This is a genomic window from Paenibacillus mendelii, from assembly GCF_024498075.1.
Lineage (GTDB): Bacteria > Bacillota > Bacilli > Paenibacillales > Paenibacillaceae > Paenibacillus_Z > Paenibacillus_Z mendelii.
The window spans coordinates 197,010-211,819 of the sequence record NZ_JANHOF010000007.1; the positions used below are offsets into that span (position 1 = coordinate 197,010).

General features: G+C 50.5%; 15 protein-coding genes and 1 other annotated feature (1 of these 16 only partly in view). Of the genes, 14 read left to right on the top strand and 1 reads right to left on the bottom strand.

Annotation, left to right across the window (positions count from 1 at the left end):
• Positions 1-140 (top strand) — a binding site (T-box leader); it begins 103 nt to the left of the window's first position.
• 49 nt (positions 141-189) lie between these two features.
• The 10 genes from NNL21_RS22040 to NNL21_RS22085 all read left to right on the top strand — a co-directional run bounded on the left by NNL21_RS22040 (position 190) and on the right by NNL21_RS22085 (position 10,147).
• Positions 190-1,008 carry a GNAT family N-acetyltransferase gene (locus NNL21_RS22040; protein WP_204820293.1) on the top strand — a complete coding sequence of 273 codons (819 nt, stop codon included), beginning with the start codon at positions 190-192 and terminating at the stop codon, positions 1,006-1,008.
• Between the two features lie 166 nt (positions 1,009-1,174).
• Positions 1,175-1,573, top strand: a complete 399-nt coding sequence (locus NNL21_RS22045) for a MarR family transcriptional regulator (RefSeq protein ID WP_204820441.1) — start codon at positions 1,175-1,177, stop codon at positions 1,571-1,573.
• A gap of 56 nt (positions 1,574-1,629) precedes the next feature.
• Positions 1,630-2,382, top strand: coding sequence for an SDR family NAD(P)-dependent oxidoreductase (locus tag NNL21_RS22050; RefSeq protein WP_204820440.1), 753 nt, complete (start codon positions 1,630-1,632; stop codon positions 2,380-2,382).
• 97 nt (positions 2,383-2,479) lie between these two features.
• The gene (locus tag NNL21_RS22055) at positions 2,480-3,238 is read left to right on the top strand and encodes an SDR family NAD(P)-dependent oxidoreductase (RefSeq protein WP_204820292.1); all 759 of its coding nucleotides are present in this window, start codon (positions 2,480-2,482) and stop codon (positions 3,236-3,238) included.
• Positions 3,239-3,693: 455 nt separating this feature from the next.
• The gene (locus NNL21_RS22060) at positions 3,694-4,461 is read left to right on the top strand and encodes a GntR family transcriptional regulator (protein WP_204820291.1); all 768 of its coding nucleotides are present in this window, start codon (positions 3,694-3,696) and stop codon (positions 4,459-4,461) included.
• Positions 4,462-4,683: 222 nt separating this feature from the next.
• The gene (locus NNL21_RS22065; RefSeq protein WP_204820290.1) at positions 4,684-6,303 is read left to right on the top strand and encodes an arylsulfatase; all 1,620 of its coding nucleotides are present in this window, start codon (positions 4,684-4,686) and stop codon (positions 6,301-6,303) included.
• 202 nt (positions 6,304-6,505) lie between these two features.
• A complete protein-coding gene (locus NNL21_RS22070) occupies positions 6,506-7,798 on the top strand; it encodes an MFS transporter (protein ID WP_204820289.1) in 1,293 nt (430 codons plus the stop codon).
• A gap of 244 nt (positions 7,799-8,042) precedes the next feature.
• Positions 8,043-8,486, top strand: coding sequence for a MarR family winged helix-turn-helix transcriptional regulator (locus NNL21_RS22075; RefSeq protein ID WP_204820288.1), 444 nt, complete (start codon positions 8,043-8,045; stop codon positions 8,484-8,486).
• A 95-nt stretch (positions 8,487-8,581) separates the two neighbouring features.
• The gene (locus tag NNL21_RS22080) at positions 8,582-9,529 is read left to right on the top strand and encodes a ring-cleaving dioxygenase (RefSeq protein ID WP_204820287.1); all 948 of its coding nucleotides are present in this window, start codon (positions 8,582-8,584) and stop codon (positions 9,527-9,529) included.
• Positions 9,530-10,147 carry an alpha/beta hydrolase gene (locus NNL21_RS22085; RefSeq protein ID WP_204820286.1) on the top strand — a complete coding sequence of 206 codons (618 nt, stop codon included), beginning with the start codon at positions 9,530-9,532 and terminating at the stop codon, positions 10,145-10,147.
• Between the two features lie 195 nt (positions 10,148-10,342).
• On the opposite strand, the gene NNL21_RS22090 is transcribed toward NNL21_RS22085, so the two are convergent.
• Positions 10,343-10,522, bottom strand: a complete 180-nt coding sequence (locus NNL21_RS22090; protein WP_204820285.1) for a hypothetical protein — start codon at positions 10,520-10,522, stop codon at positions 10,343-10,345.
• Positions 10,523-10,779: 257 nt separating this feature from the next.
• On the opposite strand from NNL21_RS22090, the gene NNL21_RS22095 reads away from it, so the two are divergent.
• The 4 genes from NNL21_RS22095 to NNL21_RS22110 all read left to right on the top strand — a co-directional run bounded on the left by NNL21_RS22095 (position 10,780) and on the right by NNL21_RS22110 (position 14,799).
• Positions 10,780-12,090 (top strand): uracil/xanthine transporter, encoded by a 1,311-nt coding sequence (locus NNL21_RS22095; protein WP_204820284.1) that lies wholly within the window; start codon positions 10,780-10,782, stop codon positions 12,088-12,090.
• A 192-nt stretch (positions 12,091-12,282) separates the two neighbouring features.
• Positions 12,283-12,624 carry a helix-turn-helix domain-containing protein gene (locus tag NNL21_RS22100; protein ID WP_256555396.1) on the top strand — a complete coding sequence of 114 codons (342 nt, stop codon included), beginning with the start codon at positions 12,283-12,285 and terminating at the stop codon, positions 12,622-12,624.
• 58 nt (positions 12,625-12,682) lie between these two features.
• Positions 12,683-13,492, top strand: coding sequence for an MBL fold metallo-hydrolase (locus NNL21_RS22105; RefSeq protein ID WP_204820283.1), 810 nt, complete (start codon positions 12,683-12,685; stop codon positions 13,490-13,492).
• A 197-nt stretch (positions 13,493-13,689) separates the two neighbouring features.
• On the top strand, positions 13,690-14,799 hold the full coding sequence (locus tag NNL21_RS22110) for an ABC transporter ATP-binding protein (RefSeq protein WP_204820282.1): 1,110 nt from the start codon (positions 13,690-13,692) through the stop codon (positions 14,797-14,799).
• Positions 14,800-14,810 lie beyond the last annotated feature (11 nt).

Consider the following 14,810-nt stretch of genomic DNA (forward strand, 5'->3'; position numbering starts at 1 on the left):
CAGGTCCTCGAAATCAGAAGTAGACGGACCCGGAATCCTGCCGTTACATGAGGAGCATCATCGATGGATGATGGCAGAGCGGGTATACGAATGGATGTACGCCAATGAGGGTGGTAACGCGGATCTAATCCGTCCTTTGTGAATGGGATGGATTTTTTTGCGTTCTTTTTTATGTTGAGGAGGGAAAGCATGTTAGAGAAACTGGTTCCACATGACACTGTATTTGCACAAGGCCCGTTCATGAGCCACGAAGCCCGGTATAATCTGATTCATCTTATTGGCGAGAGGCAGGAGGGAGCAACCTGCTTTAAAACGGTAGATGGGAGGATGATCTATGCGCAATCGCATGGGCATCCGGCATGGCTGTGGTTGTCTGACGATGTTCGAAGCGAGGAGAGATGCATGATCATGAAGGAACTCGCACATCGTATTCAAAGAACCGTTCTGCCGGGTATAACAGGAGATCCCAAGACGGTAAAGATGTTTGCAGAGATCTACTCGGAGGCTAGCGGCCTTCCTTATCATACTCGCATGATGATGGAAGCTTATGTCTGCCCAGAGGTGAACAGACCTGTTGGTGTGCAAGGGAGCCTTCGTCTTGCATCGAGACAGGATATAGAAGTTATCGCAGCGTTTCTCGCGGGCTTCTCGGAAGGGGCTTATGGTGTGGTTGTGGATCCAGCCAGCCAAGTACCAGCGGCAGAGCAGATGGTTGAAGCAGGGGGGTTATATGTGTGGATGGTTCCAGGGAAGCCTGTGTCGATGGCGAATATCGCGCATCGTTCACCGCGGCATGCACGCATTAATGCAGTGTATACCCCGCCTGAGGAGCGCCATAAGGGATTCGCAAGCGCGCTTGTAGCCGAAATGTGCGCCGTCGTGATGAGAGAGAACCTCGAGCCTATGCTGTATGAAGACTTGATGAATCCCGCCTCCAATAAGGTATATAAAAACATCGGTTTCGTGGAATGCGGAACGATTGCAGCTATCGGATTCGGGCAGAGCTAAATAGGTGTTCTTTAACAGTTAGTGGAGCTTGACTCGCGATGCAAGGGTGAGTAAGATAGAAGTGTAATTAGTTCAATGATATTAACTATTTCAAGATTTAAATGATTAACAAATCGATTACCGTTAGAGGTGATGTACGCTGGATAAGAAGGATCGGTTGTCCTTGATGGTTTCCAGCCAGATGACACAGTTTGTGGTCGGTTATTCCAAAATCTTAGAGAACGATTTGACTCCACCTCAGTATTTGATTATTCAGATCCTTGCCGTGGAAGAGAAACAGAATTGTTCCGAGCTTGCGATCGCACTCGATATTACGCTGTCGGCTGTCACGAATTTAACGAATAAGCTGGTTTCCAAAGGGTATATTGAACGGATGACTTCAGAAACCGACCGGAGAAACGTGTACCTGCGCATTACGGATAAGGGCAGGGACGTCGAGAATCGAATGTTAGACAAGTATAAAGAGATGACTGAGATTCTGTGGGAAGGCTTCACAGATGAAGAGATGGATTTGCTGCTTGCATCCTACGAGAAAATGTTAAGCAATATTCAGAAGCAAAACTAACAGGGAACAGGACGGCAGTTATTCTGCCGGACTGTGGACCCGCTAATGGAGGTTTCATCATGAGATTAGCAAACAAAGTGGCCATTGTTACAGGTGCAGCCGGCGGTATGGGTAAAGCGGACGCGGTTCTTTTTGCAAAAGAAGGAGCGAAGGTTGTTATTACGGACCTTCAAGAGGAGAAGCTGAACGAAGCCGTTCAAGAGATCGTAGACAATGGCGGCGAAGCGATTGGCATCAAGCATAATGTGACTTCAGAGGAAGATTGGATCCGTGTAGTGGAAGAAACCATCTCCCGTTTCGGGAAGATTGACATTCTCGTCAATAATGCCGGTATTTCGAATGCAACGCCGATGCTGGAGATGACGGTAGAGCAATGGGACAAGACGATGTCAATCAACGTGACAGGCACCTTCCTGGGGCAAAAGCATGTCATTCCGCACATGATTAACAATGGCGGGGGCTCCATTGTCAACATCTCATCCATTGCCGGATTGACCGGCGGCAGCGGCGCGGGCGCGTATACCGCCAGCAAAGGAGCTGTCCGTCTGCTGACCAAGGCGACGGCGGTCGATTTCGCGAAGCATAATATCCGCGTGAATTCGGTGCATCCGGGCTATATCAAGACACCAATGACCGTTGAATTGATGGCCGATGAAAAAATGAAGGCATGGTTCCTCTCCCAATCCCCGCTGCCGCGTCTTGGCGAAGCAGAGGATATCGCGAAGGGTGTCTTGTTCCTGGCTTCCGATGAGTCTTCCTATATTACGGGAATTGAGCTTCCAATTGACGGAGGCTACTACGCGAAATAAGCGGCGGCATATATCCGGTTAATTGATTGAGCCGGACTAGATAAATACACGGATCCAAGCAGATGATTCCAACTACCATAGAGGAGCGTGTTCTGATATGTCTGAATCCAAGCAGATTGCCATCGTTACCGGAGCCGGGAGCGGGATCGGAAGGGCGAGCAGTCTGAAGCTGGCCGAGAATGGCGCGGCAGTCGTACTGGTCGATTTCAACAAGGAGACCGGTGAAGAAACGCTGCAGCTGATTAAAGAGCGCGGCGGAGACGGAATTTTCGTACAAGCTAACGTAGCCAACAGTGAAGAGGTCCAGAATTACGTCAATAAGGCAGTGGAGGCCTATGGGAAGATCGACTTCTTCTTCAATAACGCCGGCATTGTCCAGAAGTTTGCCAGATTGGCCGATATAGACGAATCCGAATTCGATCGGCTGATGTCGATCAATATCAAAGGCGTCTTTCTCGGGATGAAATACGTTCTACAGGTGATGGACAAGCAAGGAAACGGGCATATTCTGAATACCGCTTCGACGGCGGGCATCCGCAGTGAGCACAGTGCCAGTGTGTACTCGGCGACGAAGCATGCCGTAGTCGGGTTAACCAAATCGGCGGCGCTGGAATATGTCGGCAAGGGAATCCGCGTCAATGCGATTTGCCCGGGAGCGGTGCAAACGGCACTGACAGAGGGCGTGGCAAAATCGTTCGCATCAGGCGGTTATGTGCCGGAGGAAATTTCGAAGGTCAGAATGGGACGTCCGGCCCAGCCCGACGAAATTGCGGGCGTCGTTGCATTCATGGCCTCGCAGGCATCCAGCTACATGACAGGCTCCTTGGTCACGGTGGACGGCGGCTTGACGCTGTAATAATTGAATTCATTGATCACTGGGAAGCCGTATCTCGATTAGGTGAAATAAATCCTAATCAGATGCGGCTTTTTGTATAGGAGGTGAGCGGCTATCGGGGGTGCTACCCAGATGCGCTGGCGAGGAAAACAAGCTGGAACCAAAAAAAGTGGTTGTAATGTTACTACATTATGATTATATTATAAATAAACATACAAAGTGGAAGCCAGCAGATGATTCCGCGGAGGTGTTTGGATGTGAAGAGTTGGAGAGGACGCTGCAGTATCCTGAGTAGAGCGGCTTGGCGGCATGCTGTTGAAAGCGCATACTGGACTGTTTATTGAAATGAGGCGGCTCATTCATCCCATAAGGATTGCTCCTGAACCTCATAATGTTATATCATCAATACAAATGCATGATTACGAGGATGGTATAACGGCTGGCTTTAGGAACCATTCAGAAAGGGAAAGCAACTTATGAACAAAAATATATCGGCTTTTCAAAAGCGTGCGGTCGACTTCAACAGCGGTATTCCCTTACACCTGCAAATTAGGGATATTATTCGTTATGAGGCGTTGCATGACGATCTGGGTGATGCTAATGGAAAGATGCCGACGGAGCACGAGCTGATCAAGCGGTTCGGCGTCAGCCGGGTAACGGTTCGCAATGCCCTTCAAAGCTTGGTTGAAGAGGGATTGCTGGTTCGAGAGAGAGGACGCGGGACGTTCATTAAGACGAATCAGGCTGAGCAGTGGGTCGGTCAGCTGATGGGCTTTACTGAAACGATCAAGGAAGCGGGCTTTGTGCCGGGAGCTAAGATTCTCAGTCAAGGGATGACCAATAAGCTTCCCTCGGAGGTCAAGTCCAGTCTCAATCTTCGCGCAGCGTGGGAGCTGAGGCGTCTTCGTTTGGCAGATGATACGCCGATTGCAATCGAACATGCGTATTTCCCGCCGGAGATCGGGATTGAGCTGGAGAAATACGATCTGTTAACGGTTGCGATGTACAAGCTTCTAGAAGAAGACCTGCAGATTCCGCTGAAGGAAGCCAAGCAAATGATTAGCGCGGTAAACGCCGGTGCGGAGGAATCGGAGAAGCTGGAAGTCGAAGCCGACGAGGCGCTGCTGTATATCGAGCGGGTCACGTTCTCGCATGACCAAACGCCGGTCGAATTTCTGAAGGCGGTGTACCGCCCGGATTATTTTCAATATTTGGTCCAATTATCGCGAAGAAGCCGATTATAACCGAATTGAAATCGAAAGCGAACTCATCATCAACTCACAACCGGGTGGCTGCGGATGCGCTTGTGACGAAGCCTCTGCTAGTGACGCATCGGCTTTCGATTTCAATTCTGCAGCATTTCCCGCCGCCAATAATTGTTATGACAATATAACTAATAATAGAACAATTATTAAGTTATGCATGATTTTGGAAACAGTCCTAGCAGAGAAGGAGAGAACGCGGCAATGACTAACAAACAGAACGTTATTCTTATCTTAAATGACGATATGGGATATTCCGACATCGGCTGCTACGGCGGCGAAGTGGAAACTCCGAACCTCGACAAGCTTGCAGAGGGCGGCATTCGGCTAACCCAGTTTTATAATACGGCAAGATGCAGTCCCTCCCGAGCATCGCTGTTAACCGGCCTTCACCCTCATCAGACGGGGATCGGTATTCTCACTTACGATACGGGACTCGAGGGTTATCCCGGCGACCTGAACAAAGAATGCGTGACGATTGCTGAGGTGTTGAAAGAGAGCGGTTACAGAACGTATATGAGCGGTAAATGGCATATAGCCAAGAGCTTGCTCGAGCCGTCGGACAATTGGCCGATGCAGCGCGGATTCGATGAATTCTACGGTACGATTATTGGTGCGGGCAGCTTCTACAACCCGAACACATTGACGCGCGGCAATGAAAATATTGAGAAGGAAGCGATTGAAGACGACCAGTTCTTCTATACCGATGCGATTAGCGATCAGGCGGTTTCCTTCATTCACAGCCATGCGGAAGAGCATCCGGACAAGCCATTCTTCCAATATGTCGCATACACAGCGCCACATTGGCCGCTTCATGCACATGAGGAGGATATCGCGAAGTATAAGGGCCGGTTCGATAAAGGCTGGGATAAGCTAAGAGAGGAACGGCTGTCGCGCATGGTCGAGAAAGGCATTCTAAATCCGTCTTGGAAGCTGAGCGAGCGGGATGCGGATGAACCGGAATGGGAGTCCGCGGAGAATAAAGAATGGCTCCTCCGCTGCATGGAGGTTTACGCCGCACAAATCGACCGCATGGACCAGGGGATAGGGCGAATCATCCGCTCCTTGGAAGAGACGGGGCAGCTTGAGGACACAGTTATTATTTTCTTATCCGACAATGGCGCCTGCGCGGAGGATATTCCGCCGAACGTACGGGGTGAGGATTTGGCCAACGAGCTTCTTATTGCCAAGCTGCATACCCGTAAGGGTGAGGATGTTACATTCGGCAACCACCCGGATCTGATGCCGGGAGCGGAGAATACGTACCAAAGTTACGGTAAGGCTTGGGCGAACCTGTCCAACACCCCTTTCCGCCTTTATAAACACTGGGTCCATGAAGGAGGAATCGCAACGCCGTTCATTGTGCACTGGCCTAAGGGCGTACAGGAAAAGAATGCGATCCGGCATACCCCTGCACAGCTGCCGGATGTTATGGCGACGATTCTGGATATAACCGGGGCAGCTTATCCGGACAGCTACAAGGGGCATTCGATTCTGCCACTAGAGGGCAGCAGTATGGTTCCGGTATTGACTGGTGATGCAACGGATCGCGGGCCGCTGTACTTCGAGCATGAAGGGAATGCATGTATCCGTGAAGGGAATTGGAAGCTGGTGCGTAACTATCCGGGTCCTTGGGAACTCTACGATATGGAAGAGGACCGTACAGAATTGAACAATCTGGCGTCCGACAACCCTGAACGCGTCAAGGAAATGAGCGATAAGTATGAGGCATGGGCACAGCGGTCTCGCGTTGTACCTAGGGAAAAGATATTGGAGATCATGAAGCAGTCCGAGACTGTCGCTTTCTGGGAAGAAGATAAATAAGGGCTGGCGGCAGGAAGCTATTAAGCGGTGAAGGCTTGTACGTTGCGGCAGAGGATTTCTGCCGCATATGCCTTGTCTTCCCTAGCGGGCTTCCCGGCCACGAGCATTGAAAGCGGTTTCGATTAGTAGAGAGAGAAATTCGGGCTAATTGGAGTAACAAGAGGGGTAAGCATACAATTACTCACTTACAGGGGGATTGAACATGAGTCAAGTATCCATGAAAAGAGTTGCCGGTGCCAGCTTTATTGGGGCATTGGTAGAGTGGTACGATTTCTTCCTTTATGGAACGGCCGCCGCACTTATCTTTAACAAATTATTTTTTCCGAACCTTGACCCGTTGATGGGTACGCTTGTCGCTTTCGCTACGTTCGGCGCCGGGTTCGTTGCAAGACCGATTGGCGGTCTCATATTTGGACATTACGGAGATAAGATCGGCCGCAAAACGATTCTCATCCTTACCCTGCTGTTAATGGGCGGAGCGACATTCCTGATCGGTGTTCTGCCCACCTACAATTCCATCGGAATTTGGGCGCCCATCATCCTCGTTACGCTGCGTCTTCTCCAAGGCCTGGGGATCGGCGGAGAGTACGGTGGCGCTGCGCTGCTGACGATTGAGCATTCGCCGAGGGAGAAGAGGGGGTTCTGGGGCGGAGTCGTGCAATCCGCGACATCCGGCGGTCTTCTGCTTGCCTCCGGCGTGTTCAGCTTAACGACATTGCTCTCTGAAGAACAATTTATGTCGTGGGGCTGGCGGCTTCCGTTCTTGTTTAGTATCGTCCTGCTTGGCGTAGGAACGTTCATTCGATTGAAAATTTCCGAAACACCCGCATTCCAGGAAGTGAAGGATAACAATGAAGTCGCGAAATTCCCAGTCATGGAGCTGTTTCGTAAATATCCCAAGAATGTGCTCGTGAGCATGGGCGCGCGTGTTGCGGAATCCGTGTCCGCGAATGTCACGAATGCGTTTGCTATCACCTATGTAACGACGAAGCTTGGGCTTCCCAAGCAAGAAGCGCTGACAGGGATTCTTATTGCTGCTGCTGTCGCCATTATTATTAGTCCGTTATTCGGCGGCTTGTCGGACCGGATCGGACGGCGCCCAGTCTACTTGGGCGGAGCGATATTCCTGGCCTTGTTCACGTTCCCATACTTCTTTATGCTCAATACGGGATCGACTACAATCGTCTGGCTGGCGCTCATTATTGGTTATGCATTCGGCTCGACTTTAATGCTGAGCGTCCAATCGGTGTACTTAACCGAGATGTTCGGCGTCCGGGTGAGATACAGCGCCTTGTCGGTCGTGTATCAGGTTTCTTCGATTCTCGGCGGCTTCACCCCGCTGATTGCCACCTACTTGCTTGATCGCAATGGCGGCAATCCGTGGTATGTAGCAACGTTCATGTTCATAACGGCTCTCATTACCATTGCCTCGGTTTACTTCTCGAAGGAAACCTTCAAGAAAGACGTGGCGGAGCAAGAAGCGCTGTCTTCATAATGAGAGGATTGCTTTTGCTTAAATGAATGCTCCCTTCCTGAAGGGGCAGATGAAGAAGCTCGAACAGCCTGTAACAGAAGCTGTTTGAGCTTCTTTATCGTTTGCTGCCGCAAAGAAGGGAAGAAGCGGTTGATGAACTGCGTAGGCGGAATACGTGCTTGACATATACAAACAAATGAAGTATCTTAATATTAAGAAATAACAAAAAGAGCGATCGATGTGATCGGGAAAGGGGAGAGCTGGGATGGGATTTTCCAGAAATGAGTCATTGGATCTCTTCATCGCCTTGTCTAGAGCCAGTCAATGGGTCAATGCTCATGCGGATCGGGATATCCGGGGGCATGGCTTGAACCGGACCGAATTCGGCGTTCTCGAGCTGCTGTACCATAAGGGAGCGCAGCCCATTCAGCAGATCGGCGGAAAAGTGCTGATGAGCAGCGGGAATATCACGTATGTCGTCGATAAGCTCGAGCAGAAGAATTTCGTGAAGCGCAGAGCTTCCACTGAGGACCGGCGTCTCATCTTCGCGGAGATTACCGAGCAGGGCAAACAATTCATTGAAGATGTGTTTCCTGGACATACTGAAATTATCGAGAAGGCCGTAGAAGGGCTTTCGGCGGAAGAGCAGCTGGCCGCAGCGAAGCTGTTAAAGAAGCTTGGCAAATACGCTCAGGACAGCTTCAAGTAGTTATATTCGTATAAGGGATTAACTGCTTTTAATTCCTATCATATATCTTAAATTTAAGAAGCTTAATTTTGACTTATGAAAAGGAGAGGATCAGGATGAACCAACAGACAGCTGGTATTCACCACATTACAGCGTTTGTACGGAATGCGCAGGACAATGTTGATTTTTATGCGGGGGTATTGGGTCTCCGACTGGTCAAGAAAACGATCAATTTTGACGCACCAGAAGTATACCATCTTTACTTTGGCGACCAAATCGGAAGCCCGGGCACGATCATCACCTTCTTTCCGTGGGCAGATTCGCGGAAGGGAACCATTGGCGGCGGTCAAGTTGGCATTACCACTTATGTGGTTCCTGCGGGCACGCTAGACTTCTGGGAGGAGAGGCTGGGGCGCCTGAATGTTCCGGTTACGAAGACGACTCGATTCTCGGAGAGCTATTTGCAATTTACCGATACAGACGGATTGCAGCTCGAGCTGGTAGCACGCGAGGAGGGCGCCGCAAGCGAGTGGTCATTCGGCGGCGTTCCTGCAGACAAGGCGATTAAGGGCTTCGGCGGCGCTGTGCTCTACAGTACGGCGCCTGCGCATACCGGAAATCTGCTCGAGCGGGTGATGGGCCTGCAGAAGATCGGTCAGGAGGGGGATTATACCCGTTACCGAGCGACAGGCGATCTGGGGAATATCATTGATGTGAATATAACCCCTATGCCGTACGGTGCAGGTGGAGCGGGTACGGTTCATCATATTGCATGGCGTGCCAAAGATCATGAGGAGCACGAGCTCTGGAGAAGCCATATTGCGGAGAACGGCTTCTCCCCTACGCCGATCATCGATAGACAATATTTCAACGCGATTTATTTCAGGGAGGCTGGCGGGATTCTGTTCGAGATTGCAACGGATCCACCGGGGTTCGCACGCGACGAGCATCAAGATGAGCTGGGCGAAAAATTAATGCTTCCGGAGTGGTTTGAACCAAGCCGCCGCACAATCGAAGCGAACCTCGTTCCGATTGAAGTACGCGTACTAGAGGGGGATAAATAAATGAAACATATCTACCTTGAAGGGACGGATTCAAGCGCTCCAGTACTTGTACTCTTCCATGGAACGGGAGGAACGGAGCGCGACCTGCTGCCGCTGGCGGAGCAGATTTCTCCAGCCTCGCCGGTACTCAGCGTGAGAGGCAATGTGCTGGAGAACGGAATGCCGCGGTTCTTTCGCCGCTTGGCAGAGGGCGTCTTCGACGAGGAGGATCTGATCTTCCGGACGAAGGAATTGAACGGCTTTCTTGATCAGGCAGCATCGGAATACGGGTTCGACCGCAGTAATCTCATAGCCGTCGGTTATTCCAACGGGGCCAATATTGCAGCAAGCCTGTTGTTTCATGATAAGGACGCGCTGCGGGGTGCAATTCTACATCATCCGATGGTGCCGCTTCGCGGAGTGGCGCTGCCCGATCTATCGGGAGTCCACTGTTATATTGGCGCCGGAACGAATGACCCCATATGCGCTCCTGAAGAAACGGAGGAGCTGGCGAAGCTGCTTATGGGTGCAGGCGCATCTGTTGAAGTAGGTTGGGAAGCCATGGGTCATCGGCTAACCAGCTCAGAGGTGGCAGCCGCAGCGGCATGGTATCGAAATCAGGAATGGACTGCGCGCTAACGCAGCGAATTCGTATCGCCGGGCAGCGGTTACCCGAGGGTTAATCGTGATGAACGAAGAAACCAGCCTTGTCGTATATGCGACAGGGCTGGTTTCTAAGTTTTTAGGGCTTAATCAGAGTGAGGCTCAGAAGGGAGTTAGCCAACACATCTTTCTTATTAAGCGGTAACAGCTGCAGCAGTGCAGTTCAAGCGATTAAAGAATCCCTTCTTTTTTCAAAAAATCAAGAATCTCAGATGGTATTAAGCTTTTCAGATCAGACAACTCCTGTTTAATTACAGGCTGCTGGGCTATCTTTTCAACCATCTCCACGAGCTGCTTGACCGTAAGCATATACGATGGATCAACTGCTTCCAACAACGCTTTTTTATCCATGGCTAGTCCCTCCTTCATATGATTTATATTAATATATAATCTATGAATGATATGCGTGGACAAACATATAGAATAGATGAGCCCGATTTTGAATTTTGCCACCTTTTACTGTCCCGGAACAGAGTTTACAATCTTGTTTTAGATATATTGGCAGTCGTGGTATTATGATTTATTAATGGCATCACAACGCTTGGTAATCTTCAAGTGTAGTCGCCGAATCATCCTTGTTAAGGTAGGGAAGGAACACTGAATAAGACATGCGAATGCAAATTACTCCAAAAATCGGCCTTGCCGGCGTGCAATGGATGTTTTTTATACTCACGAATACGATTGTCGTACCGCTTACCATCGGCAAGGCTTTCCACCTGCCCTCCGGTCAAATCGCGTACGCTCTGCAAATTTCATTCATTCTAACGGGCATCGTCTGCATGCTGCAGGCCTTAATCGGACACCGTTACGCAATTATGGATGGCCCGGCTGGACTTTGGTGGGGAATTACGCTCAGTCTTGCGGCATCGGGGGCGTCCGGAGGAACGAGCCTTGCTGCCATTGGGGGCGGATTGGCTGTAGGTTATATGCTCGCTGGATTGATGATGGTCGTCTTAGGATGGCTGGGTTTCGTCAAAATTTTGATGAAGCTGTTTAATCCCATCGTAATTAGCGTTTCCTTGTTTCTATTGACGGTTCAATTGATGATGAATTTCTTCACGGGTATGCTGGGCATTCAGGAGAACGGGCAGCTGAGCCCGTCCGTGGCTGCACTTTCAATCGGCATCGCACTTTTTGTCGGCATTGTTTATTTGAAGGGGCGCGGCTGGATCGGAAATTTTGCCATGCTTTTTGGCATTATGCTCGGTTGGTTCGTATATGAACTGTGCTTTCCGGGATCCGGCGGAGGTGAGCCGCATGCTGCAGGGGCGGGGATGTTGAAGCTGTTCCCTTGGGGAGCGCCCAGAATTGATTATGGCATTCTCCTCACCTCCTTCATAGTCGGGTTAATTAACATGTCCAACACCATAACCGCTTTGAGTGCTGCGGAGAAGCTGTACGGGCAGACGACAACAGAAGGGCAGTACCGCCGATCCTTCTTAATCACGGGGCTGTTCACCATGATTGCGCCTGTGTTTGGGATCATTCCATTCGGGACGTTCGCCTCCTCGCTTGGACTGCTGGAGAGTACCAAGATATTGCATAGAGAAGCGCTTGTCATTGGCGGTGGATTATTTCTGGTGCTCGGCCTTATACCCCCGCTTGGCCACTGGTTCTCGAATTTGCCTCTAAGCGTCGGAAGCGCGGTGCTTTTCGTGGCTTATTTGCAAATGTTCGGTACAGCGGTTCGTACCATTAAAGGGAGAACCTTTGATTCGAAAAGCATCTATCGTCTCGCCCTGCCCATACTGCTGGGAATCAGCATCATGTCGATCTCTCCGCTTGTGTTCGCCGGCTTGCCTGCCTATATTCGTCCACTGGCGGGCAATGGTTTGGTTATCGGAATCATTGTGTCTATTCTCTTGGAGACATGTGTGAACTGGACCCGTTTAGAAGGGCAGGCTAGAGAACGACAATAACGTGATTGGGTCATACTCGGTAAGGTGGTGCCGCGCCAGCCAAGGACAGGGCAACGGGAATATGCAAAGCCCAGGCGGTGCAGCATATGTTAGTGAAAAAACGGCCTGATGTCGCTCGCGATTATTGCCTTGTAATCGAGCACTTTCTGCTATAATCGGAATTGGGTGAATGCCAATGCAAGGCTTTCATATTTGGACAGCTTGTTGTGGGGGAGTCAACCTGCGGTTTTTCGAAAGGCGGTGTTATCCGACCAGCACTTCTCCCGGGTACTGGATTATATCCATGGCCATTACACGGAGCAGATGAGTGTCGATAAGCTATCTTCAATCGCACTGCAAAGCCGCTACCATTTTATACGGACGTTTAGGACATTGACAGGCCTGACACCGTATCAATACGTGCTGCAGCTGCGCATCGAGAAAGCAAAGGATCAGCTTGGGAGTACGGCCACCACGGTGGAGGAGATCAGCTACAATCTGGGATTCTCCAGCGCCAGCCAGTTTTACCGGGCATTCTTGAAGTCGACGGGATGACACCGGAGACATTCCGGAGCATCATCAGATGAAGAAAATATGAGGGAGGTAACAACCGATGAATGTTCATTTTCTAGGCACGGCCGCTTTCGAAGGAATTCCGTCCTTATTCTGTCAATGCGATACGTGCAAGCAAGCTCAGGCGAAGGGCGGAAAAAACATCCGCACGCGTACCTCCGTTATGATCGACGGCGAGCTCAAGATCGATTTTCCACCGGATACCTGCCATCATGCGATACGCGATAATATCGATATGGATAAAGTGAAGGACTTGATCTTCACGCACTCGCATTCTGATCATCTGTATGCGGAGGACATGCTGATTCGGATGTCGGGATATGCGAAATCGGGGGATCGCCCCATTCATGTATATGGACATGATCTGCCTATTCGCAGCTGCATCGATAAGCTGGGCATGCAGCAGGATAAATACCGGTTCCACGTCATACGGCCGTTTGAGCCGGTACAGACGCAAACCGCAACCATCGTGCCGCTGATCGCGGATCATGATCGAACCGAGACCTGCTTGGTGTATTATATCGAGAAGGATGGCAAGACGATCTTCTACGGCCATGACAGCGGCTGGTTCCCGGAGCAAACCTGGGAGTGGCTGAAGGGGAAGAAGCTGGATTTGGCTATTCTGGAATGCACCACAGGCAGAGTGGGCGGCCGCATCAACCATATGAACGTGGATTGCGTGCTTGAGACGAAGGAGTGGCTGATCGCTAACGACATTATGAATCCGGGCGGCAAGTTCGCCGTAACCCATTTCTCGCACAACGCACATCTGCTGCATGAGGATTTGATGGAGATCTTCGAACCGAACGGCATTACGGTCGCTTACGATGGCATGCGATTAGAGCTGTAATTGCTTAATTACATACTTTGGATATGATTTATGGGCATCCTGCAGAGGATGCCCTTATTTTGCGTATTGAATGTAAGGCCCGGCGCAGCACCCCACTGAATAACAAATAGCACCCTCAGCCGAATCATGCGTAGAATACGGGTTTCTGGGCAGAATATGGCCATACCATGAAACGAATGGATAGATGGGGTGCTGCCATGATTCAGTTCAAACAAGTCACGAAAAAATATAACGACGGTACGATGGCGTTAAAGGGGATCGACCTGGAAATTAAGGCAGGCGAGCTAGTTACCTTGATCGGACCGAGCGGCTGCGGCAAAACGACAACCATGAAAATGATCAATCGGCTGGCTGAGCCTACATCCGGTCAAATTTTAGTCGACGGCAAGGACATTTCCCAAATGAATCCCGTCCTCCTGCGAAGAAATATAGGCTATGTCATTCAGCAAATCGGCCTATTCCCGCACATGAAAATTAAGGATAACATCGCGGTTGTGCCAAGACTCAAGAAGATGGATAAGAACGACTACGAAAAAAGAATCGACGAATTGATGGATATGGTCGGTCTGAATCCCGATCAATATCGGGACCGGTATCCCGCTGAATTAAGCGGGGGCCAGCAGCAGCGAATTGGCGTCATACGGGCGATGGCCGCAGAACCCTCGATTATTCTTATGGACGAGCCATTCAGTGCGCTTGATCCAATCAGCCGGGAGCAGCTGCAGGATGAGCTGGTCCGTCTCCAAGAAGAGGTGAAGAAGACCATCGTATTCGTATCCCATGACATGGACGAAGCGCTCAAGATCGCCGATCGTATTGTCCTGATGAAGGATGGGGAGATTGTTCAAGCGGATACCCCGGATCGGATCTTGAGGCGTCCGAAGAATGACTTTGTACGCACGTTTATTGGCGAGAATCGGCTTCACGAGTCCGAGAATCTCATGGTGGAGGACGTCATGATTCACAATCCGGTAACGGTCTTCCTATCGCGCGGCTTGGCGCATGGAGCGAAGCTGATGAAGCATTACCGCGTGAACAGCTTGCTTGTGACGGATAAATACCGCAATCTCAAGGGAATCGTGACCAAAGAGATGCTTGAAGAACACTATCATCAAGAAGACTTGTCGCTGCAGGAAATTATGAAATCGGATATCCCGTCCGTACCTGTCGGGACAGGGGTAAGCGAGGCCGTAGATATTATGAAGCAGCAAGGTCTCAGCAGTCTCCCCATTGTCCATAGCAATGGGCATTTAGCGGGACTTGTGACCAATTCCAGTCTAATCGACGCGCTGTTGAAGCAGATCTAACAGGGGAGGCC